General features: G+C 46.0%; 24 protein-coding genes and 2 pseudogenes. 16 read left to right on the top strand and 10 right to left on the bottom strand.

The window, feature by feature from the left end; all coding sequences use genetic code 11:
- Positions 1-292: helix-turn-helix transcriptional regulator (locus D5269_RS11635; protein WP_147407970.1), on the bottom strand; the 292-nt coding region annotated here is incomplete at its 3' end.
- A gap of 175 nt (positions 293-467) precedes the next feature.
- Here D5269_RS11635 and D5269_RS11630 point away from each other — a divergent pair.
- The 11 genes and pseudogenes from D5269_RS11630 (at position 468) to ychF (ending at position 11,096) form a co-directional block, all read left to right on the top strand.
- On the top strand, positions 468-1,349 hold the full coding sequence (locus D5269_RS11630) for a WYL domain-containing protein (RefSeq protein WP_347707299.1): 882 nt from the start codon (positions 468-470) through the stop codon (positions 1,347-1,349).
- A 42-nt stretch (positions 1,350-1,391) separates the two neighbouring features.
- The gene (locus tag D5269_RS11625; RefSeq protein WP_120485551.1) at positions 1,392-1,940 is read left to right on the top strand and encodes a hypothetical protein; all 549 of its coding nucleotides are present in this window, start codon (positions 1,392-1,394) and stop codon (positions 1,938-1,940) included.
- Between the two features lie 22 nt (positions 1,941-1,962).
- On the top strand, positions 1,963-3,366 hold the full coding sequence (locus tag D5269_RS11620; protein ID WP_120485550.1) for a hypothetical protein: 1,404 nt from the start codon (positions 1,963-1,965) through the stop codon (positions 3,364-3,366).
- Positions 3,367-3,520: 154 nt separating this feature from the next.
- The gene (locus D5269_RS11615; RefSeq protein ID WP_158604952.1) at positions 3,521-4,120 is read left to right on the top strand and encodes a DUF917 family protein; all 600 of its coding nucleotides are present in this window, start codon (positions 3,521-3,523) and stop codon (positions 4,118-4,120) included.
- Between the two features lie 245 nt (positions 4,121-4,365).
- Positions 4,366-5,451 (top strand): annotated as a pseudogene (locus D5269_RS11610) (tryptophanase); the annotation flags it as partial.
- 163 nt (positions 5,452-5,614) lie between these two features.
- A pseudogene (locus D5269_RS11605) lies at positions 5,615-6,190 on the top strand (beta-eliminating lyase-related protein); the annotation flags it as partial.
- A gap of 415 nt (positions 6,191-6,605) precedes the next feature.
- Positions 6,606-7,295, top strand: a complete 690-nt coding sequence (locus tag D5269_RS11600) for a group II intron maturase-specific domain-containing protein (protein WP_256374369.1) — start codon at positions 6,606-6,608, stop codon at positions 7,293-7,295.
- The gene (locus D5269_RS11595; protein WP_120485547.1) at positions 7,273-8,169 is read left to right on the top strand and encodes an FtsK/SpoIIIE domain-containing protein; all 897 of its coding nucleotides are present in this window, start codon (positions 7,273-7,275) and stop codon (positions 8,167-8,169) included. The genes D5269_RS11600 and D5269_RS11595 overlap by 23 nt, the downstream gene beginning before the upstream one ends.
- A 230-nt stretch (positions 8,170-8,399) precedes the next feature.
- Positions 8,400-8,618 (top strand): excisionase, encoded by a 219-nt coding sequence (locus D5269_RS11590; protein WP_120485546.1) that lies wholly within the window; start codon positions 8,400-8,402, stop codon positions 8,616-8,618.
- An 87-nt stretch (positions 8,619-8,705) separates the two neighbouring features.
- Complete coding sequence (locus D5269_RS11585) at positions 8,706-9,923, top strand: tyrosine-type recombinase/integrase (protein WP_120485545.1); 1,218 nt, start codon at positions 8,706-8,708, stop codon at positions 9,921-9,923.
- 72 nt (positions 9,924-9,995) lie between these two features.
- Positions 9,996-11,096 carry a redox-regulated ATPase YchF gene (gene ychF, locus D5269_RS11580; protein WP_016316604.1) on the top strand — a complete coding sequence of 367 codons (1,101 nt, stop codon included), beginning with the start codon at positions 9,996-9,998 and terminating at the stop codon, positions 11,094-11,096.
- 107 nt (positions 11,097-11,203) lie between these two features.
- Here ychF and D5269_RS11575 read toward each other — a convergent pair whose 3' ends face one another.
- Both D5269_RS11575 and D5269_RS11570 read right to left on the bottom strand, forming a co-directional pair.
- Entirely contained in the window at positions 11,204-12,361 is a 1,158-nt protein-coding gene (locus tag D5269_RS11575) for a site-specific integrase (RefSeq protein WP_120474166.1), read from the bottom strand.
- 3 nt (positions 12,362-12,364) lie between these two features.
- Positions 12,365-12,955: a helix-turn-helix transcriptional regulator gene (locus D5269_RS11570; protein ID WP_120474165.1), complete on the bottom strand. Its 591-nt coding sequence runs from the start codon at positions 12,953-12,955 to the stop codon at positions 12,365-12,367.
- A 290-nt stretch (positions 12,956-13,245) separates the two neighbouring features.
- Here D5269_RS11570 and D5269_RS11565 point away from each other — a divergent pair, with 290 nt between their 5' ends.
- Together D5269_RS11565 and D5269_RS11560 are read left to right on the top strand one after the other, a co-directional pair.
- Positions 13,246-13,482, top strand: coding sequence for a DNA-binding protein (locus D5269_RS11565; protein WP_120474164.1), 237 nt, complete (start codon positions 13,246-13,248; stop codon positions 13,480-13,482).
- Complete coding sequence (locus D5269_RS11560) at positions 13,463-14,050, top strand: hypothetical protein (protein WP_120474163.1); 588 nt, start codon at positions 13,463-13,465, stop codon at positions 14,048-14,050. Before D5269_RS11565 ends, D5269_RS11560 begins: the two co-directional genes overlap by 20 nt.
- 58 nt (positions 14,051-14,108) lie before the next feature.
- Here the strand turns inward: D5269_RS11560 and D5269_RS11555 are convergent, their stop codons facing one another.
- The 4 genes from D5269_RS11555 to D5269_RS11540 are packed head-to-tail and all read right to left on the bottom strand — an operon-like array spanning position 14,109 to position 16,666.
- Positions 14,109-14,390, bottom strand: a complete 282-nt coding sequence (locus D5269_RS11555) for a hypothetical protein (RefSeq protein WP_120474162.1) — start codon at positions 14,388-14,390, stop codon at positions 14,109-14,111.
- A 4-nt stretch (positions 14,391-14,394) separates the two neighbouring features.
- On the bottom strand, positions 14,395-14,691 hold the full coding sequence (locus D5269_RS11550) for a hypothetical protein (RefSeq protein WP_120474161.1): 297 nt from the start codon (positions 14,689-14,691) through the stop codon (positions 14,395-14,397).
- Positions 14,692-14,737: 46 nt separating this feature from the next.
- Positions 14,738-15,823, bottom strand: coding sequence for a hypothetical protein (locus D5269_RS11545; RefSeq protein ID WP_120474160.1), 1,086 nt, complete (start codon positions 15,821-15,823; stop codon positions 14,738-14,740).
- A gap of 33 nt (positions 15,824-15,856) precedes the next feature.
- Positions 15,857-16,666 (bottom strand): hypothetical protein, encoded by an 810-nt coding sequence (locus D5269_RS11540; RefSeq protein WP_120474159.1) that lies wholly within the window; start codon positions 16,664-16,666, stop codon positions 15,857-15,859.
- Between the two features lie 149 nt (positions 16,667-16,815).
- On the opposite strand from D5269_RS11540, the gene D5269_RS11535 reads away from it, so the two are divergent.
- A complete protein-coding gene (locus D5269_RS11535; RefSeq protein WP_120485544.1) occupies positions 16,816-17,148 on the top strand; it encodes a helix-turn-helix transcriptional regulator in 333 nt (110 codons plus the stop codon).
- Positions 17,149-17,502: 354 nt separating this feature from the next.
- Here D5269_RS11535 and D5269_RS11530 read toward each other — a convergent pair whose 3' ends face one another.
- Both D5269_RS11530 and D5269_RS11525 read right to left on the bottom strand, forming a co-directional pair.
- Positions 17,503-17,730 carry a hypothetical protein gene (locus D5269_RS11530; RefSeq protein ID WP_120476110.1) on the bottom strand — a complete coding sequence of 76 codons (228 nt, stop codon included), beginning with the start codon at positions 17,728-17,730 and terminating at the stop codon, positions 17,503-17,505.
- A 154-nt stretch (positions 17,731-17,884) separates the two neighbouring features.
- On the bottom strand, positions 17,885-18,997 hold the full coding sequence (locus tag D5269_RS11525) for a protein rep (RefSeq protein ID WP_120476109.1): 1,113 nt from the start codon (positions 18,995-18,997) through the stop codon (positions 17,885-17,887).
- Positions 18,998-19,245: 248 nt separating this feature from the next.
- Between D5269_RS11525 and D5269_RS11520 the strand changes: the two genes are divergently transcribed.
- Positions 19,246-19,833, top strand: a complete 588-nt coding sequence (locus D5269_RS11520; RefSeq protein WP_016316605.1) for a hypothetical protein — start codon at positions 19,246-19,248, stop codon at positions 19,831-19,833.
- A 125-nt stretch (positions 19,834-19,958) separates the two neighbouring features.
- On the opposite strand, the gene D5269_RS11515 is transcribed toward D5269_RS11520, so the two are convergent.
- Positions 19,959-20,630 (bottom strand): DUF624 domain-containing protein, encoded by a 672-nt coding sequence (locus D5269_RS11515; protein ID WP_158604951.1) that lies wholly within the window; start codon positions 20,628-20,630, stop codon positions 19,959-19,961.
- Between the two features lie 394 nt (positions 20,631-21,024).
- On the opposite strand from D5269_RS11515, the gene ugpC reads away from it, so the two are divergent.
- Positions 21,025-22,122, top strand: a complete 1,098-nt coding sequence (gene ugpC / locus D5269_RS11510) for a sn-glycerol-3-phosphate ABC transporter ATP-binding protein UgpC (protein ID WP_016316607.1) — start codon at positions 21,025-21,027, stop codon at positions 22,120-22,122.
- Positions 22,123-22,197 lie beyond the last annotated feature (75 nt).

The raw sequence follows: 22,197 nt of genomic DNA, 5'->3' as shown, positions 1-22,197 counted from the left end.
TACGACTCCCGTCCTTTTTCTTCCATATCTCTATTTTACCACGTTCTTTTCTCCTTGTGAATACAGGTTCTAAAAGGAATTTGTGTGGGGACACTCCAAGCACAGCGGCAATATCAAACAGCGCATCCAGCGACAGGGCCTTTGTGATATTCGGGGCTTCTAAATGTCCGATAAAAGCTGGGGCTAACCCCACTTGTTCTGCAAGTTCCTCCTGTGTTAAACCCCGAAGTTTACGGTAGTAAGCTATCTTTAATCCGATTTGACGGTACTTGTCTGCGTAAATCTGTTTCATTGGCAATTCCTCCGCTCTTTATATGATAAACAATCGAGACAGGAATTGACATGAGCGGACAGATATAGTATTATAATCAACAGATATAAATATATGTCTGACAGCACATATAGGAGAATGTATGGATAACTCATCTGCCCTCAAATCCGACCGGATACTGCGCATCTATTTCAAATTGGCACAAGGCGAAGCCTTTACAAAAAGAGAATTGGCCCAGCATTTTCGTGTTACGGAACGAAGCATCCAGCGTGACCTTGGAGCGTTAAGGTGCTTTTTGGCGGAGCAGGACATAGGTCAGGAAATTGTTTATGATAAAGTATCCCGTGGATACCGTATCCAGGATGCCGCACCGCAGACCTTGAGCAACAGCGAAATCTTGGCAGTTTGCAAAATTCTCTTGGAGAGCCGCTCCATGAGAAAAGATGAAATGCTCCCCATATTGGATAAGCTGATTTCCCGCTGTGTACCGGAGCAAAACAAAAAAGCGGTACAGGAACTGATTGCAAATGAAAAATATCATTACATAGAGCCTCACCATAACAAACAAATCCTGAGTGGGCTTTGGGAGATAGGGCAGGCAATTCAAAAGCATCAGGTACTGGAAATTCAGTATGAGCGGATGAAGGAACCAAAGTTGGTAACCCGGCGGGTCCAGCCGGTTGGGATCATGTTTTCCGAATACTATTTTTATTTGACGGCATTTCAGGAGAACAAAGCAAATTTCGATAATCCAGATGATTTGTTCCCGACCATTTACCGCATCGACCGTATCTGTACTTTCAAAGTCCTGGATGAGCATTTCCGAATACCTTACAAGGACCGTTTTGAAGAAGGCGAATTTCGGAAGCGGGTACAGTTTATGTACGGTGGAAAGCTGGAACATATCAAATTCCGCTATACAGGGCCATCGATAGAGGCAGTGCTGGACCGCTTGCCCACGGCAACGGCAGTCCAGGCAACCAACGGTAGTTGGATTGTTGACGCGGAGGTGTTTGGAAGAGGGATTGAAATGTGGCTGCGAAGTCAAGGGGACTACATAGTGATAGATGACCTGTGAGAAACCAGCATGAAATATAAATATATTAGGAGGCAATTCAAAATGGGAGAATATGTTAAAAGCAAAAAGGATATGCGCTTTCAAAGTCAGGGTGCCCTAAAGACCGTACAGAGCGTAATTGATGATGCAGACCTGGCCTTGAATGACAAATCGAGACGGATGTCTGATTCTCCGATTGGCGAGGCTCTCGCCGGTGCGGTAGGCGTTGGTGTAGGGGCTGGGATTGGCTTTGCCGGACTCTATTTGGGCGGCTCTGTTGTCGGCCTTAGCGCCGCCGGTATCACAAGTGGGCTGGCCGCAGCAGGCGGACTGATTGGCGGCGGCATGGTAGCCGGAATTGCTGTGTTGGCGGCCCCCGCTGTCGCACTGGGCGGAATCAGCATGGGTGTCGCATCTCATGTAAGAAATAAGAAACTCCGCGAAGCAAAGGAACTGATTTATAAGAATGCAATTGCCAAGCAGACCGCAATCGTAAAGGCACTTAAACAAGAAACAGACGCTGACAAAGAACGGATCGACTATCTGAATGGGTTGAATATTCTTCTGCAAGCCGCTATTAAGGACTTAAAACACGATTTGGGTATCTCGTAAGCACCTTGAGGGGGAAAAGTGAATGAGCAGATTCCAATATTCAGAGCAGGAAAAGGATTTGAACAAGGTACTGAAGATGAATCAAGACAGATCACTGTCCCTAAGAAATAACTCCGATATGGCAGCCACAAGACAGGCGGCGGATGCAACGATTGATTCATCTTTGGAATTGTTACAGTCTCTCGGAAAAGTTGCTGATGTTGAAAAGCTGAAACAGGAAATTACTGCCCAAGGAACCCAACGGCGGCTGGAACACCGTCCAGAGTTGGAAGCATGGGACGAAATTGTGCGCCAAGCAAATGAGTACTGTCCTACCCTTGTTGCATTGGAAGATATCATGTCTGCAAGCGAGATTGATGCTTCTTTCCGGGAATTGGACACAATAAACAAAGAATTTTCCCGGCAGACAAGTCTTATCAACAAAACCGATTTATCGTTTCTTGCTATTGCAACGGCCTTACAAGTAACAAAAGCGTTATTATTTCCATATATTGCAGCTAAAGCTGGCTACGGAAGTGGATTTGACCCAAGCAAACGGATGGCTCACAATGACAAATCCATAGAGCAAAAACATAGAGAGGCAAATGACGCTTTTAAGGAGAAAAAACTTGCGGGCAACAAGGGTAAAACTGGTTATTGGATCAATATTTTATATCAAACGCCACCATATGACATTACGCGGGGATCACCTGCTGCGGGTATTCAGCTTCACGGTGGCGAACACCGGCTATATACGCTGGGACATGATCCAATACTTGGCTGGCTCTTTGGAACAATGAATATTTTAACTGATATCATTACAACAAATGATTTTCAGTCGCGCCGGGTACAACGGAATCCGATGATAATTTTGCCCGGGAATGTTCCAATTAGCACTATGGTACAGGAAAGTCAGGAAATGATACAGGCCGATAGATTGAATTTACCAGCAGCCATCTTTGCCCAGGCACAACACCTAAAATCGGACGAGTTTACGAAAGCCGGACTCCCTGTTCCAGTTCTTGCTGTTATCAATGAACAGTTTGCCAGCAAGTTATACAAAGAACACTACGATGCGTTGTGCTTTTCGCGGGACGCGAAGATTGTAGGCGCTTCTTTTATCATATCGGTGTTAATTGATATGATTATTGGCCTTACCCATGGCCTTTTCCGTAATGAAAGTGTGCCAAAAGATATTTATGAAGTGCGAACCCGTAAAATCCTCCTGATTTCCAATTCTATTGCATCCGCCAGCACAATTATCAATGCGAGTATTACCTCAAATCCGAAAAACCTTGATATTGGCAGTTTGCTGAATACAGTCGCTCACCTATTTCTAGATATCCGCTTCATTGCGCGTATTAAACAGGAATACATAGAAGCACAGATACAAAATAGACTACGGGCAGAATTTGAGGAAATTGACCGAATTTATAGGGAAATCTAATTTCGCTCTATTTGTAAGCGAAATTGAAACAACAAGCAGGGGGGAGCAACTACTGGATGTAGCTGTTCCCCCTGCTTATTTATATATTGGTCTGGCATGAGTATTTATAAGCGCAAGCTGTCAGTGTGTATCCTTAAATGAATTACACATCAGTGTGATTGCCGCAGTTGATTCCGCAGCTGAAATTATCCGGTCGAGCGCATCCAATGCCGGCGACCTGGTGGAAGTTGCCCGAAATCCAGTTGAATATCGATATCTGGTACGTTCTTCAGCTGCTGGGTGCTATTCAATGGCCGAAGAAATTGGCCGGGAATTTACTGACAGGTCACTACTTGTTGACGAAAAGCTAGATCATGTCTGCCGGGTTGTCAATGGTCGTATCATTACAACAGGCACTGTTGGACCGATCACCATTGAAACAAGGAATGCTTTAGACTACGGACACTTTGAAGTAACCGATTCCAACGGGGACAAGTTTAAGATGTATTTCTGCAACGAGTACATGGCGGTGAACAGTCCAAATGGTACCCGGCTGAATACATTCCCTGACTTTATTGTGACTGCAGATTATGAAACCGGACGTCCGATCTCGACTGCTGAGTTAAAGGAAGGCGCTGAAGTATATCTGCTCGGCTCCAAATGGACGAACATGCTCCTTGGATTAGGCGTACGATACCGTGCTCCATATAAACGACTGGAAGATGCTCTAGGTATTGAGATGATAAAGTACCTTGACGGCCTGTTTATTGACTAATTGACGGCGATGGGTGATGCGGAACGACACCGATCAATCAGGGCAATACATAAATTCCCCGGTGTATTCTGCACCGGGGAATTTATGTAAAAGATATCACATCGTTTCCCCAGCACGGGTGACAGCCCGTTTTCAATCAGGCACTGTCCACCAGTCGCGGATGTCGATCATCATCGATGTTCCGATGACCGGGGTGCCTCCAAATAACAAGGCGTCTCAACGCCGAATAAATGGAGGTAAATCCCATGAAAGAGTATTCCCTGTCCGTAAAGGTTCCCCATCACGCTTCCTATGTAGTTCGCAACATCCCAAATGTTACGGTAGAGCAGCGTGAGCGCGCCCTGAAGGCCACCCACTACAATGAGTTTGCGTCCCCGGCGGGTATGCTTACCATCGACATGCTGTCCGATTCTGGCACAACCGCCATGACTGATGTACAGTGGGCCGCTATGTTCCTGGGCGATGAGTCCTACGGCCGCAACAAGGGCTACTATGTCCTGTTGGACACATTCCGCGATATTTTTGAGCGCGGCGGTGAGAAGAACTGGAAAAAAATAATTGATCTGGTTCGCACTGATTGTACTGACGTTGATAAAATGATGGATGAAATGTATCTGTGCGAATATGAAGGTGGCCTTTTTAATGGCGGCGCAGCTCAAATGGAGCGCCCTAATGCCTTCATCATCCAGCAGGGCCGGGCGGCAGAGTCTATCCTGTTTGAAATCGTCAAAAAAATCATGGCCGAGCGCCACCCTGCCAAATCCTTTGTTATCCCTTCCAACGGCCATTTCGATACCACTGAGGGCAACATTAAGCAGATGGGGTCCATTCCCCGCAACCTGTTTAACAAGGAACTGTTATTCGAGGTTCCCGAGGGCGGTAAATACGAGAAGAACCCCTTCAAGGGCGATATGGACGTAAGAAAGTTGGTGGAATTGATCGAGGCTGTGGGTTCCGGGAATGTACCCTTGATTTACACCACGATTACCAATAACACAGTCTGCGGACAAGCTGTATCCATGAAATCAATTCGGGAGACCGCCGAGATCGCGCACAAATATGACATTCCGTTTATGTTTGATGCCGCCCGCTGGGCTGAGAACTGCTATTTTATCAAGACAAACGAGGAAGGCTATGCGGACAAGTCCATCGCCGAAATCGCGACGGAAATGTTCTCCTACTGCGATGGGTTTACCATGTCTGCCAAGAAAGATGGCCACGCCAATATGGGCGGTATGCTGGCGTTTCGCGATAAGGGCTGTTTCTGGAGGAAATTTTCTGACTTCAATGAGGACGGCACGGTTAAAAATGATATTGGTGTGCTGATTAAGAACCTGTATTCATAATCAGAGGATGCCGGATGGGCGAGGGATTTTGCTGCCCTGCAAGGCGAAAAAATGCGGACAATACTTTGTGTATTGCAAGGTTTTTCAACGCAGCAGGCCGGCAAAAGGCCCGCTCAGACGGTGTCGAATGGTTGTGAATACGGGTTCTAAGGTCAAGCAGATATCCTGCTACGGTAACGACTCCTACGGCGGCATGTCAGGTCGTGATATAATGGCACTGGCTACCGGCCTGTATGAGAGCTGTAACTTCAACTATCTGAAAGAGCGTGTGGAGCAATGCGAGTATCTGTCACAAGGGTTCTATAACGCTGGCGTTAAGGGTGTGATCCTGCCTGCTGGCGGCCACGGTGTGTACATCAATATGGATGAGTTCTTTGACGGCAAACGCGGCCATGAGACCTTTGCCGGTCAGGGCTTTTCTCTTGAACTGATCCGCCGCTATGGGATACGCACTTCTGAGCTGGGCGACTACTCTATGGAATATGACCTGAAGACTCCCGAACAGCAAGCCGAGGTGTGCAACGTGGTTCGTTTCGCCGTGAACCGCGGCCAGCTTAGCTAGGAACATATGGACTACGTTATCGCCGCTGTGAAGGCCCTTTATGAAGACCGGGAGAACATTCCCAATATCCGAATCATTCGGGGCGAGAAGCTGCCTATGCGCCATTTCCATGCGTTCCTGGAGCCCTATCCAAATAAGGAAGGGACTGGAGATCAAACGTGATAAGTGGCTGTTTCTGCCCGAGAGGTAGAGGCCTCGTCCCGAACCCCTATGTCATCAGCTCCAGCACCGGCAGGCCGCATCTGTGGTCTGCCGGTAACGCGCTCTATCGGCCAGTAGAAGTTTTGCAGGGTATGATATGTACTGCCTGACTTAAAACAGCAGCTTGCTGATGCCACAGGTATCTTTAAAGCGTCAAATGAGGAACCGCCAGACCTGGTGGTTCCTCATTTAACGCTTACAATTGTTCAATTGGAACCATCCATTATCAAATAAACCTCACAATTTAATCTGATAGTTTCTACTTAATTTCCACGGTATCCGAAACAAAATCCAAACTTTTCAAGTGAAAAATTCTACTTACTATATTAACTCTTTAAAAGTTTGGATTTTATTGTAGCTTGGATTTGCCGATGATATTGTGGTCACGGCAAGGTCGGTAGAGAGCGCAGAGCGGATCATGCAGAGCGTCAGCGATTTCTTAGCCAACCGGGGCTTGGGCTTTAATCAGGAGAAAACATATATCGCCCATATCAGCGAGGGCTTCACATTTTTGTCGTGGCATTTTCAGGAGAAGAAGGGTGTTCTGACCGTTGAACCGACTGACGGCTCCATCAAGAAGATTGAGCGTGAGTTGGAAAACCTGATTTTGAATTTCAAGGGAACTCAACGGGCACTGATTGAAAAGATTAACGACAAATTGAGTGGATGGGCAGCGTACCACCGCAGCACAGATGCCTATATGATCTTCCGGCATATTGACGCTGTGGTTGAGGGCCTGCTTGTCGTAAAGATGTGCCAGAAGTATTCACGCTGGCACAGGGAAACCGTGCTACGGAAATTTTGGATTTATGTGGGAGGGTATCACGTTTTTGCCCTGCCTGATGACCCTGCTTGTCGGGTGGTTCGGCTGGCACCTCTCGCCATAGTTCGACACAAGCCCTGCAAGGTCAGTTTCAACCCGTATCTGGACAAGGACTACTTCTCCCAGCTTCAACACTGCCGTGACGAACAGAAGGCCAACGGCAAGTATAAAGTAGTCTGGCAGCGGCAAGGGGGGTCGCTGTGCGTTTTGCGGAAATCCCATGCTGGCAGACCAGGAGGTTGAGGTAATCGAGAAGGTGATCGGCAAGGGACGGCGGGTGCAGAACCTGATTTACATTCACCCCCAATGTGCCTACGATATGTTTTCGGATTCGGATGATACCTTTGGGGAGCATATTGACCTTTTTGACCTGCTGGGAGACTTTGTTGACACAGCCCCTTTGAGGGAGTCCCCATACCTTGAATTACGAGAATACTTCCGGCTATCTGACAAGTCCCCCCTGACCTTAACCTTCCGTCAGATTGAGCAGATCCTTGGGGGCAGCTTACCCGCAGAGACGTACTTCTACGATGCTTTCTGGTATGAGAATATGCCAGGGATGACCTCACCCATGTGGAGAGAGGAAGGATACCCTTTCCATGCGATTATCCCGGACGAGATAGATTATTACATTTCCGATTGCTGGACAAGTCGCAGTATATCCTACGGTGTATCTCCCGAAGCGGTCAATTTTGTTCTGGTAGACCTTGGTGCGAACGACTTGATGCCATTTGAAGACCTTCCTCACCTGGCTTGTCCGGTTGTTCGGAGCCAAGATGTAGCCCTTCAAGTCTTAAACGCCCTAGTCGTTGAGATGGAACGGCGAAAGGACTTAGAATTGACCAACAAACAGGAGTTCGACGCTTTACCTCGACTGGTGCTGGTTGTGGACGAATTTCCTGCCCTGTTTAACTGTGCGGAGGATAAGCGTACTTCTAATGCGTTGCGCGATATGGTCTCCAGTCTGCTGCGGAGAGGGCGGCATGGCAAAATCCATGTCGTGCTGGCAGCTCAGAACCCTACCTATCAAAACATGAAGGTCGATTTGGGAAATATTACAGCCCGAATAGCTTTCCAGTGTGCCAAGAAAAATTTCTCATTTCCATACCTTGCTTAAACGCTTATGAATACAGCTTCTAAGTCTTACGCTTGCAGGCGTGGGCTGCCCCCAAAAAAACTCGATAAAGTGTTGGAGCGGCTTGGAAGCGACAAAAACAAGGGGAAAAAGTTTTGAAGGGTATACCCTAATTATATACGACAGGGTGCAGATTGTCAAAAAAACTTGGAACAGAAATGGTGGCTATTTTCAGTATCAAATAACCAGCTTTACAGAGGAGGCGAGTCCAAATGCAAGATACTCAAAGAGTTAAAGCTATAGTCCCCATCGAACAGAAGGTTGCCTTGACAAAGTATGAAGCCGCTGAGTACAGTAACATCGGCATCAATAAAATTGAGGCGATGCTCCGTGAGCCCAACTGTCCATTTGTTCTCTATGTGGGGCCAAACAAGAAACTTGTCAAACGCAAAGAGTTTGAGGAGTTTATTAGGACGAGTCTTGTGATTTGAACGTAATTTCATTCTTGCCTGACAGGAGCCTCTGTGATACAATGGGTGTGTTGCAGGGGCTCCTTCCAATACAGAAAGGAGTTCCCTATGGGTAAATATATCAAGGGCAAAAAACTTCCCAAAGGTATTTCGCAGAGGAAGGATGATGGAAAATTTATAGCCGGCTTTGTTGACAAGGCTGGCAAACGGCATCAACGGCGGTTTGATACCATGGTTGAAGCCGACAGATGGCTGTATGAAATGCGTCATCAGGACGAGTTCGGGGACGGCATAGACGCTGAGGACATAACCGTTGACGAGTGGTTTAAGTTCTGGCATACAGAGCTTATCAAGGATTTGGCGGCAAATACTCGGAGAAACTATGCCGAGCGGTATTATCAGAATATCCAGCCTGTTATTGGCAGAATGAAGCTCAAAAATGTGAAGCCTATGCACTGTACCAAAATTCTGAACAGTATGGACGATAAATATGCTGGGTCTACGATCTACCAGGCATATATTACGCTTGGGACCATCTTTAAGTCTGCCAAGCTGAACGGCAAGATCAAGGTTCACCCGCTGGACGGCGTAAAGTTTTCCAAGAGCACAAAAGCAGTGGATGACCTGAAGGTTCTCACCGTAGAGGAACAAAGGAAGTTTCTGGATGCCGCAAGAAGGTCGCATAACTATTATCAGTATGCCTTTTTGTTGGAAACGGGGTTGCGGACGGGTGAGATGATCGCTTTGACGTGGGATGATGTTGACTGGGAGAGACGGACGCTGACCATTCGGAAAACAATGGAGTTCCGTTATAAGCAGCAGTTTTGGGTCGCTGGGCCTCCAAAGACGGTGGCGAGCTATCGTACCATCCCGCTGACGAGTCGGGCATACGAAATCTTGAAAGAAGTCTATGCCACAAAGGATACCCGCAAGCAATCCCCCGAACTGGACACCGTTTTGGAGTACGCAGACAAGCGGAAGGATCAGAAGCAGAAAAAGAGCTTCAATATGAAGGACCTCGTTTTCATCAATTTCCGCACAGGTATGCCGAACAAGAACAGCTCCTATGATACCCATTTGTACAAGCTCTGTGATGAAGCTGGAATCAGGCGGTTCTGTATGCACGCTCTTCGCCACACCTATGCCACCCGGGCCATCGAAAGCGGGATGCAGCCTAAGACCTTGCAAAAGCTCCTTGGTCATTCCAGCCTGAAAACGACAATGGACAGGTACGTCCATGTCACAGATGATAGTATGGAAATGGGCATCAAGCTCTTTGAGCAAGGGCAACTCGAAAACGGGTTGGCAGCAGCAAAAGGCCCGTAATGTGGCGGAAATGTGGCGGAGACCACTTTGAAAGTCTTGAAACCCTTGGAAAATCAGGAGGTATACAGAAAAATGAAATTAGGCATCGTGGGTCTTCCCAATGTAGGAAAATCGACCCTCTTTAATGCGATTACTAATGCGGGCGCCCAGTCTGCAAACTATCCGTTCTGCACCATTGAGCCAAATGTTGGTATGGTTGCAGTGCCGGACGAGCGGCTGGATGTGCTCGCAAAAATGTACGACCCGGATAAATACACCCCTGCTGTGATCGAATTTGTCGATATCGCCGGACTGGTACGAGGCGCCTCCAAGGGGGAGGGCCTGGGAAACAAATTCCTCTCCCACATCCGGGAGGTGGATGCGATTGTGCATGTCGTGCGCTGCTTCGAGGACGGTGAGATCGTCCATGTGGATGGTGAGATCGGCCCAAAGCGGGATATTGAAACGATCAGTCTGGAATTGATCTTCTCGGACATTGATCTCGTCGACCGCAAGATCGACCGCTCCCTCAAAGCTGCCAAGGGTGGGGATAAGTCCCTCGCCGCGCAGGCGGAGCTGCTCAAACAGCTCAAGGCCCATCTGGAGGAGGGAAAACCGGCTCGCAGTTTTGACTGCTCCCCCGATGAATGGTTGGAAGCGATCGCGGATATGCCGCTGCTCTCTGCAAAACCGATCATTTATGCAGCCAATATGAGTGAAAATGATTTTACAAATGGGATAGAATCCAATCAATTCTACAAAGAGGTGGAAGAAATTGCGGTAGCGGAGTATGCGCAGGTGCTCCCGATCTGCGCGCGGATCGAAGAAGAGATCGCGGATATGTCTCCCGAGGACAAGCTGATGTTTCTGGAAGAGATGGGGCTGCATGAATCCGGGCTTGACCGCCTGATTAAGGCGAGTTATGCGCTGCTCGGCCTGATCTCCTATCTGACAGCCGGAAAGCAGGAGGTCCGCGCGTGGACGATCACCCAGGGGACAAAAGCGCCGCAGGCCGCAGGCAAAATCCACACCGATTTTGAAAAAGGGTTTATCCGGGCTGAAGTGGTCTCATTTGCTGATCTCACCGCCTGCGGTTCGATGAATGCTGCAAAGGAAAAAGGGCTCGTCCGTTCGGAAGGGAAAGAATATGTGATGCAGGATGGCGATGTCGTTCTGTTCCGATTTAACGTCTGATACAATTTCCTGTCGGGGAAATGTTGTAAATTCTGGGAGTTACCGCCTGTGGGCGGTAGCTCCTTTTGCGGTTTAACCCCTACCTTACCCCTACCCGATATTTTTGCTCAATAATTTACTGCGTTATCCAGTTTTCGGATTTCATCCTGTTTCAAGTCGTCCAATACGTGCGTATAGGTATCGGCTGTTTCCTTTATGGTCGCATGACCTAAGAATTTCTGCATTACCCGCACATCCACATTATTTTCTGCCCCTCTGGTCGTGAAAGTATGACGCAGGCAATGAGGGTGGATGTTACTGACGCCGATTTTCTCACAGATAGAATAACAGGTACGCCGTATATTGTTCGGGTCAAGCGGTCTGCCTAACTGGGTGCAGAAAACAAGGTCGTTATCCTCGTATGCAGTACTGGCTTTTTCTTTGTTTTTCTCCTGTTGCTCCCAGACATCAGCAAGCACCTTGATAGCCGTTTCGTTGAGAGGAATTATCCGCTCACTGGATGCTGTTTTCGGTGTGCCAAATTCTAAGTGCCAATGTTCCTCTGGGTTGTCTGGGTCTTTTACCTTGCGGATTATTCTTTGGATGTGTAACTGGTTCTGCTCAAAGTCTATGTCCTGCCATTTCAGCCCTAACAACTCCCCAAGCCGCATACCTGTGCAGAGGTCGAAAATATAGACAACGCCCATGTAGGTTGTTTTCGCCTGTTCCACAAATGCGTTCTGTTGTTCCTGTGTTAAAACATTGATTTGTGGCTTTGTTGTTTTGGGAAGTTTTACCCTGTTAGCGGTGTTACGGACAATCAAGCCGTCATCTACCGCCGTTTCTAAGGCATTGCTTAACAGCTTGTAAACATCTATCACTGTAGATGGTGCTAACCCTTTATCAGACAGGCTGTTGACAAATTTCTGAATTATGTCCTGTCGGAGTGCCTTTAGCTTATAGTGACCGATAGCTGGTTTGATATGATTTTTTACCTTTACCGTATAATTGATATAGGTAGTAGGCTTTACATACCGCTTTTTGTATTCGGACATATAATAGTCAAGCCATTCGGCAAGAGTCATTTCTGTAGGATTGGTGATAATGCCTTTTTGCAGATTATTCAGCAAGTCGGTCATTTTGGCGGCTACTTCCTGTCTGGTCTTTCCGTATAAGGATTTACGCTGTTGTTTTCCGTCTGCTGATATGCCAATCGTCACACGGGCTTCCCATGTGCCGTCTTTCCGCTTGCGGATAGAGCCTTCATTTTGCCCTCGTTTCGCCATATTTTATTCACTTCCTTTGCTTTGCTCAATCATTTCATTACTGATAACGTCTAAATTGTTTAGTTCATTCCTTAAAGTGAGAATTGTGGAAAACCGCTTGTGTCTATGTGATGAAGCAATTTCCTCAGAGTAACTTCCATCTGACTTTTTTTCTTCTGCTTCAAGGCAATAGCCAGCCAGTTCTATAAAGGCGTTAAAGAAAACAACTGCTGAAAAGTTCAAACGTGTGCCAGTGTTAAAATCCTTACCTAGCCACTGTGCCGTTCCTGCGAAAATGTCAAGCCACTTATTTCTCAGTGGTTCTGGAATCGTGTATAAAGCCTTAGACAGTATAGACAGGCTTTCGTCAAATTCTATATTGGTTTCATAGTTTTTATGCTCTGTCAATCCCAATAGGTAATCTACACTACACCCAAGGCATTCTGCCATTCTTTTAAGAACTTCGACATCAGGACAGTGCTTTCCGCTTTCGTAGTTGCTCATGGATTGCCTTACAATTCCTATTTTATCTGCAAATTGTCCCTGCTTGATATGGCTTTGTTCTCTAAGAGCCTTTAGGCGGCTTCCAAATTCTGCAAATTTATAATCTTCCATAATGTCAAAACCTCCTTGGCCTTTATTATATACCGAACAAGAAGAAAAGTAAATAAATTTTTATAAAATAGGAATAGAAAAAATTTGGTCAAAAAACCTTGACAAATAGTGAAATGTGTTGTATTATAATGGACGTAACATGACATAGCGGAGGTTTGAGAGGGAGGTGCTATCGAAAAACTTAGTACGCATTGACTAACCTGCGAGATAAAGCAGTACCCATATAATAACTTTGGATTTTCCAAATACAGAAACAACAAAATTGAATGAACGAATAGGAGGATATGACTATGATTGGTAATTGTAGTTCGTGGGAATCACTTCCTCTGATACTCCAGGCAAAGGACGTCCAGATGATTTTGGGAATTTCAAAGGGAAAGACGTATGAGCTGATGAACTCTTTAGATTTTCCGACAATTTATCTGAATAAGCGTATGGTGGTATCAAAGGACAAATTTTATGAGTGGCTCAATCAAGATAACAGGAAAATCAAAAGGAGGGCAATTTATGTATCAAGAAAAGGTTGAAGCAAAGAATTACAAAGAAAATTTTAGGGCTGCGTTTGATGGCTCATGTATGGATGCGAGCACAGGTCGGAGAGTAGTTTTTCAAGGACTTCGTGAAGAAGGGAGGCAATTAGTGGAAGCTATATGTGTATCAGACACCTTAAAAGAACGAGCAGTTCAGGGGCAGAAAGTGCAACAATTTCTTGACACAGTTCGGTCTGTACTCAAAGATTGCACATATCTGTATCTGTTTCCAAGCCCTGAGCAGAGGGAGCAGAATATAAAACTGTCATGTGAAATCCGAAGAAATGATGATAGAATTGGTTATGTTGAGGATATGGACTATTTGCTGGACTGTGAATATATTTACAAGCTGATTTTTGGACTTCCTATTGAATCTGACTCTGGTATGAACATTATTTTCTTCATACCAAATGAACTTGCATATTATTCGGAGCTGTTCCAGTTGGGAGTGTTGAAGCCTTATGAAAAAAATTCCCAAGAACCGTTCTGTAGGATTGAAGAATCTGGAAGAGTGTATATTCGTATTTCCAATGCTCTTATCAATCTTGATATTTCTTGTATTTAACTACTCTGTAAGCAAAGCGACAGCCTTGGAAACGGTAACGGTTTCCAAGGCTGTCATTTTACCCTTTTTTCAAAATCTTTTTACCAATCAAGCTGGACACCCGTATAGATTCTTCCTGTGGGTCTTGTACATAATATCCGTATGGAGAAGGGGGCGGTACTATATCCGCCCACATACATTCAACCCCCATTCCCTGTAGAGAGCCGAAAAGATAAGGGCAGTTGTCACAACCTTTATATTCTGGAGCCACTTTCCGCACTTTATCCTGTCGCTTACAGAAAATTTGTCCGTTTCTGTCCAAATAATTAAAATGATTGACCATTTCCAGTTTTACTGACATATTGCTATCCCTCTTTTAGTACACCCGATGCAATGAGTTCTGATACTCTCAAAAATTCCTCATAAGAATCATACCTCCGAATTATTTTAGTCGCATAATCACCAGCCGCCAATGTATCTTCCCACTGACATACAATAGCGTCCATTCGTTCTGCCGTTACAAAATACGGACACTTCTCGCAGTCATAAGGATTGACCGATTTCAGTTTATGCTCTTTCTTACAGAAAATCTCATGTTGCTTAGGATATTCCCAACCTGTGACTAAATTTATATGCTGAACCGTTCCAATTTTTCTTATCATGTGATTCTCTCCTGTAGAAGCAGTAGCGACAAGGCGGCAGATATAGCTATTCTCCGTCCGTACCTATATCGGGCAGTTGTATATATGTTCCGTCATACATAAAAGTTTCATTCGTGCTTATTGTTATTTCATTATCCTGTATGGAAACAGTGGTATAAACTCGTTCCTCTGTAAAATATGGATTGATAAATTCCCATGAATCCCCTTTTCCGTTTACTTCCAATTCCACCCATACTGCTTCAGGAAATATGATATAAGGAGTATCATTCTGTATATCTATTGTAATAATTACATCTTCGCCTGTTTCTGTTTCAAAGCATTCCAACTGCTGCCCTGTGGAAAACGGAAAAGTAAAATAGCTTTCTTCCGTATATTCTTCTGAATCATTGGTATCCTCTTTTAAATCCGTTATTTCAAGCAAAATGTCTGTTACAAAAAAGTCGAGCCCACCATTTCGGTAATTGCTGACGGTCAAAATTTTTCCGATTCCTTTTGCGTAATATGTAACAGTGGCAATTTCTTTATTTTCATTGGAAGTGGAAAAATCGACTGTTTCTATTACAGCAACACAATCCTCATAAATCCCAGCTTCGCAAGTTATCGTAAACAAGTATGGAAGATTTTGTATTGTTGCACCGTCCTTGATTTCTAAAGATTTTCCCATAGGTATAAGATAGGCAATATCTGTCAATGTGCGGTTAGATACCTCTGCAAGACAATCCGCTTTTGTATCATAGTAATAATAGCCTGTTGAAGTTTGGTTGTTGCCACCGCCATAATTCGCTATTATATCTATATCGCTCACACCCTCATACTGAACATTTTCCTCATTTGGATAGAGGTTGTAATAATACTGTGAACCGCTTTCAATCGTCATATCTTTATACAACAAAGTCATAGCTTTATCTGGCAAATAGTCGGTAACATGAATGCTGTCAATTTCACCTTCTTGTATTTCCACATAGCCGTTAATTGCAAAAGCGTATTCGGGCAAGTCGGTGTCTGATTGAGTTTCACTTTTGCTACTTGAAACGGCGTTGTCCTCTGTCACTGTTTCCCCACCATTACAAGCTGTTAGGAACAGACTTAGGGAAAGTATCAGCAGACCTGTTTTTAACCTCTTTCTCAACAAATTAATGCCCTCCTTGAATTATTTCATTTATGTCTAGTGATTCTGTATCAATCTGTCCACCCATTCACATAAATTCCGTTCTTGTTTCGGGGTAGAAGCACTTACAACAAATTCCTGTCCTCTGCAAGCAGAATTTAATTCTGCATATCCGTCCTTTAGTGTAGGGCGGTTATCGCCTTGCCATGAAATAGATATGTCACCCTTACCAAAGAACGCAGGCAAAGCCCATAGCCGCCGATTGTCCTGACCCCTCTTTGTAAGTACCAGTGAATCATCATACTGGAATGTGCCGTATGTATCGGGCAGATATAAACGGTTATTCGGGCGGTCTGGGTTTATGCCGTGTGGGTGCCAAGAATAACGCTCAATTTCCTGTTTCTCCCTCAATATTTCTCCAACTTTTATATAGCCGTAGATGATATGGACAATAGGAGCGTTACGGACAAAACGCAGTGTTTTATCAGGCTGATACATTGTTTTTTGAAACATTCCGTAGAATAAAAATATATCGTCCACGCCTACGCCCAATTTATCCAGATGTACGGCAGATACGCCATGTTGCCCGAATGCGGGTTTCCATTCATCTGTTGCCGTTCTGCCCTCTATATCCTTATATATGTCGGGGTCAAGGTGACAGGTCGGATTTTTGCCAAAATCAAATTTAGGGCGTAGCTGACTGATGATTTCCTCTAAACGCTGTCCTTTATAAAACAAATCCTTGTACGCCGTTCCTACCGTGTTATCTGGGATTGGGAGAGATAACAGCGTACCATCTGGTAAAATAGGGTTTGCCATACCGCCTGATGTACTGTCCATGCCTTTTCTGCTCAATATTACTTTCATAATGCCATGCCTCCTACATAGCACCATCTTAGCACATAGCACAGCAAAAAGCAACTTACGGCATATATAAATAACGCAATGTGCAGATTATCTAACACATAAGCAATTAGTATCATTTACATATACTATTTGCATTGGAGGAAAACCGCATGGAGCAACAGGCATTAGGAAAGCGTATTCGTGAGGAACGGCTAAAGCTGAATTTGACACAGGAAAGACTGGCAGAAGATGTAAACCTTTCAACCGCCTATATCGGGCAGATAGAGCGTGGGGAACGCAGCTTAACATTAGAGAATCTGGAAGCAGTTGCCAACCGCTTAGGCGTTACCATAGATTATCTGCTGTCTGATTCCGTCGTTTCTGACAGTGACGGGCAGTATCGGCTATGGTGTCAACTGATGAACGGCAGGACAGAGGAACAAAAAGCCCTGGCAATCAATATGGTAAAACTCATGTTTGGCTATCTGGACGAAAATTTCTGAATGATACAGTGATGGGGAAGATACCCTTTCACAGAGAATCTTCCCCATTTTAAATGACCAGAAATCACCGCTAACGCATTTTAACCGCTTGACTGAGAATAACTCCACCTACCGCCGAATGAGCCTTAGAACGCAATTTTAAGGCTGTTCCCTATCGCCGAAAAGTAACTTAGCCGCTTACAAGCCTTGTAAAAATCCTATTTCCGTCCTACAAGGCTGATAGAAAATCCATATAGCTAAAATGTCATTCCTCAATCGCTTACAAGGTAGATTTCTTACAGCGATTCACATATCGCTTTATTCCGCATTCCGCTTACAAACCGCCTAAAATCTTTAACCTTGTGACTGATACCGTTATAAGCATTTCAGCATAAACCGTATTCCCTCGCTGAATCCCTTATAAAATCCCTCTTTTTCCAGCTCATTATAGAAACGGTTTAATTCTTCTTCAATCTGTAGGTATTCCTCACCAGAGATAAGAGCAGACAGCCTTGTATAAAGCTGTTTTTCCCTTAATTCAATTTCTGCCGTCTTTTCCGTAACAGTATGAGCGTAAATCGTATCTGTGATATATCGTTCCACTATACAACCCCCTTGTCTGCAAAATTATTTTAAACTCAACTCCTATCAATCCATCTGAACGAAAACAGTGTTTCCAGTCTACTTTAAAATAAGTTTAAAACCATTTTCGCCCATAAATCTCATTTAAAATAAAACCTCAAGTTTAAAATAAATTTTATTTTCGGTGCTTTGTTTTCAGCACGATATACCTTTCATCGCCAGATAGGCGGCTTAACGGCTCATAGGAGCAGACGGGCTTTTCCTTACAGACAAGATAGCTTTCCAACGTCTGGTACTCCTGTTCGGTATATGCTTCTGTGTTCAGTTCCTTTACATTATAGAATACGCCATAGCCTTGTATCTGGCGGATATGTGAGAGGGCATAATATAAGGTTTTGAAGTTATCGTACCGCATAAGGCTGTTATCCTCGGAATACATCTTTGTCATATATCCAAACAGATTCTTGTAGTCCTCTGGCTGAAATTTATCCACGATACAGCTATACCGCTGGGGAGAATTGTCAGCACCTAAGATATTATCAGAGGTAAGCCGCTTCCCATTGACTAAGAGCCACCATATTCTCTGAATCATGGACTCAAAATCAGAAAACAGGCGGTTTCCAGTACCAGAAAATTGATTGGCAATATGCTTCTCCCCAATACCGTTGTTCCCCAAAACAACGGCTACATGAAAGTGAGGGTGGTAGACATCTTCTCTGTATGTGACTTCTAAGGAACGGATACAGCCTTGAAAGCCATATTGTGACAGGTCTACTCCCTTCACTTTTTTGTTGCCGTTTAGATACGTTACCAGAGTTTTAAAGCAGTAAGCCATATGCTGAATAGTTTCTCTCAATTCCTCGCCGTTACAGTCTGGAACGGTCAGCACCATATGATACAGAGAATCCTTATATTGTTCCATATAGGGCAGGAAACGGTTTTGCAGTAACATTTTCTTCACCTGATTACAATTACTGCAAAATTTATCCTTACATAAAAAGGTTCGCAGTAACACTCTTACATGACTGGCTTCATAAGTTTCCATAGACCAGAATCGGTTACAGTTTTCCAGACGTTTCTTTCGTTCCCTTATTATATGGGCTTCATCAGGTGACAGGCGTTTTTTTACAATACCGCTTGCAAGCAGTTTCAGATAGTTCATAACCATTTCTTCATTCCGCTTTGCGTTCCCATGCACCTTTCCCATATGGCGTTTTGTTACTTCCTTTACAACAGGCGTATGTTCCATGTTCCCCATGTCTGCAATCCCTCCATTTCCTTTTTCCATATCCTTTTTGTTTTAGTACGCTTAACTCTAATTAGAGAATAGATAATTATATAGGGGTTCGCCGCCTGCTATTTACAAGGTTTTCTAAACAGGCTTTGAACCCCTACCGTCACCCCTAACCCCTTGACGCAATCTGGATTTTATGGTATATATTGAACTGGTAAAGTAGAAGAAATTCAACATAATGTGAAAGGACGGAACTGTATAGACATGATGAAATTACGGTTTATAGTGTTCCGGTTTAACGTATGAGCCGCCGTTCGATTCTTCTGCTGGTTGGACTGTTCCTGGCGGGGGCGTTGCTTGGGGCGGGCTGGCAGCTTGTTCGGCGCCCCTCTATCCGCGAAAAAGAGTTGTTTTTGCCTGAGGCGAAAAATGATTTCACATTTGCTGTCGTTTCGGGTGGGGAGGCAGACCCCGCTTCCCAGCCGGAAGAAGCACCCGCATCCGCTGGGACGCCCGAACGGGTGATGGGAATCGAAACGCGGGTGTCCCGAGACTGCTATCCAGTGGGGACGACCGAAATTGAGCTGACGGTTATCAACCATACCACCAGCGATCTGCTCTATTCTGAATGGTTTGACTTCCGAAGGTTCGAAGAAGGGGAGGTCATCCGCTTGATCCCAATCGAGGGCAGTACTGTCAACCCCGCTGGGCTGACCGAGTCGGAACGGCTGAAGGGTGGAGACAGCATAGTCCTTACCGTCCCAATCGACCTGTTCGACCCGCCGCTGGGACCGGGCATCTACCGGGTTGCCCAGCTCGCCTGCTATGGCGATACAGGCGACCATGCACTCGCCTGCACCGAGATCAGCGCAGAATTTAGGCTGGAATAGAAATCAGTTTTCCTGTTTGAAAAGGGAGCTTTTTGATTGCCAAAAAGCTCCCTTTTGTCGCGCCTTTAGAGGGGAAATGCTGAGGGCCTCTGCGGAAGCTGCCGGGTCAGACAGCTCCGAGTTGGTTAGGAGGCACAGAACTGCTTTAATACGGTGCGGAGGTAGAAGTTTCCCAGCAGGCAGGGAACAGAAAAGCCGATCAGCAGCAGATAAGCGGCACTGAGCGGGAAAGCCAGCACCGCGGCTGCCAGCAACCCGTAGTAGGAGAGAACAGCCAGCACAGCGCGGAATGGTTTGGCGATTCCGAGCACCAGCGCCAGACGTATCGCCCGGGAAAGCGGTCCTTCGTCATACAGAATGCCGTATAAATAGACAGACGAGAGCAGGACCACCAGAAAAACGGTGGAACAAAGCATAAAGGGCAGGAAAAACAGTGGATTTGAGGTGGCGTGGCGCAGATAGAACGCGGCGCCGTAGCCAGAACATGCCAGTGGCAGGGCGGTCAGCAGGAACGCGCTGTAAGCGGTTTTCCACCGTTTGAGGAAGGCTGTCCGATAGTGATAAAAGCAATCTACCGGCTGGTCGAGAACCATCCTGCGGACCACATGGTTCATGGCAAAAAGGGCAAGCGGGATGGTGATAACCGGGATGCAGCTGACCAGGAAAAGCAGGTTCAGCTTGAACAGCGAGATGCACTCGAGCTGCAAGATTTCCAGGAAGCGGGCAGGACCGGTCTTTTCAGGCGCATCCGGGTCGATCCCCGGTCCGGGGGTGGCATAATCTTTACGGAAAAACAAAAACATTCCCCTTTCACGCCGGTCTGGGCAGCTCCTGTTCCAACAGGTTGTCCTTTTTTCCACAGAACCCGGACTGCGTATAAATTTTAAAGAATCGTGAAAACGTCTGGTTTCAGTTTACCATAGCAGGATTTTGGATGCAACAGCGGAACAGAGAACGGACAGAAAATTTTCTGCCCGCCTTCTGTCTGTATGGCTGGAGCAATCAGCTGGCCTCTTTTTATACTATATCATTTTTTTGCTATCCACATCCTCTTATTACCCTTGCGGATTTGCCTGAAAGGTGTTATTCTTGGAAATAAGAGAGAGTCCTTGCGGGAATCACAAAAGAGGAGTTTTGATCCCTGTTTGGTCATGAAATTACCCTTGAGGTATGATTTGGAAGGAGCGCGTTATGGCAAGTATCACATTCAAACATGTAAAAAAAATCTATCCGGGCAACGTTACCGTAGTTCCCGATCTGAACCTTGAGATCAAGGACAAGGAGTTCGTGATCCTCGTCGGCCCGTCCGGATGCGGAAAGTCCACAACGCTGCGTATGATTGCGGGGCTTGAGGATGTCAGCGAGGGCGAACTGTATATCGGTGACCGGGTGGTCAACGACGTTGCTCCCAAAGACCGCGACATCGCGATGGTATTCCAGAACTACGCGCTCTATCCGCATATGACTGTTTATAAAAACATCGCATTCGGGCTGAACCTCAAAAAGATGCCCAAAGACGAGATCGACCGCAGGGTGCATGAAGCGGCAAAGGCACTCGATCTGGAGCATCTGCTCAACCGGAAGCCGAAGGCGCTTTCGGGTGGTCAGCGCCAGCGTGTGGCGCTCGGACGCGCGATGGTGCGTGACCCAGCTGTATTCCTGCTCGACGAGCCTCTTTCCAACCTGGACGCCAAGCTGCGTACCGCGATGCGTTCGGAGATCAGCCGTCTGCATAAGCGCTTGCAGACCACCTTTGTCTACGTCACCCATGACCAGACCGAGGCAATGACGATGGGCGACCGGATCGTCGTTATGAAAGACGGGATCATCCAGCAGATGGATACTCCGCAGAATCTGTACGATTTCCCCTGCAATCTGTTTGTGGCCGGCTTTATCGGTTCCCCGCAGATGAACTTCCTGGATGCGGTCATCTCCGAGAGCAACGGCGTTTACCGCGCAGAGGTCTGCGGGAATCTGATCACTCTGTCCGACCGGATGGACAAGAAGAAACTCGCCCCTTATGTTGGCAAAACAGTGGTTCTGGGCATCCGTCCCGAGGACGTCGACGCGGTTTCTGCCGACAGAAAGCACGATCTGGAAGCAAATATCGAGATCGCCGAGCTGATGGGTGCGGAAATCAACCTGCATCTTGACTGCAAAGGCAGCAAATTGGTGGTTCGCGCGGCATCCACCTTCTCCGGGCGTGAAGGCGATGTTGCAGCGCTGAACTTTGATGTGGAGAAGGTCCACCTGTTCGATAAGGAAACCGAGTTGGCGATTGCCCACTAAAACTGCGGGCTGGGCGGGTCTTTCGTCCCTCGGTATCATCATTACAGTTATCCGAAAATTATAATGGAGGTTGAA

It is taken from the genome of Anaerotruncus sp. 1XD42-93, from assembly GCF_009917605.1.
Lineage (GTDB): Bacteria > Bacillota > Clostridia > Oscillospirales > Ruminococcaceae > Anaerotruncus.
The sequence above is the reverse complement of the archived record's forward strand: the minus strand, read 5'-3'. Positions and strand labels throughout refer to the sequence as shown.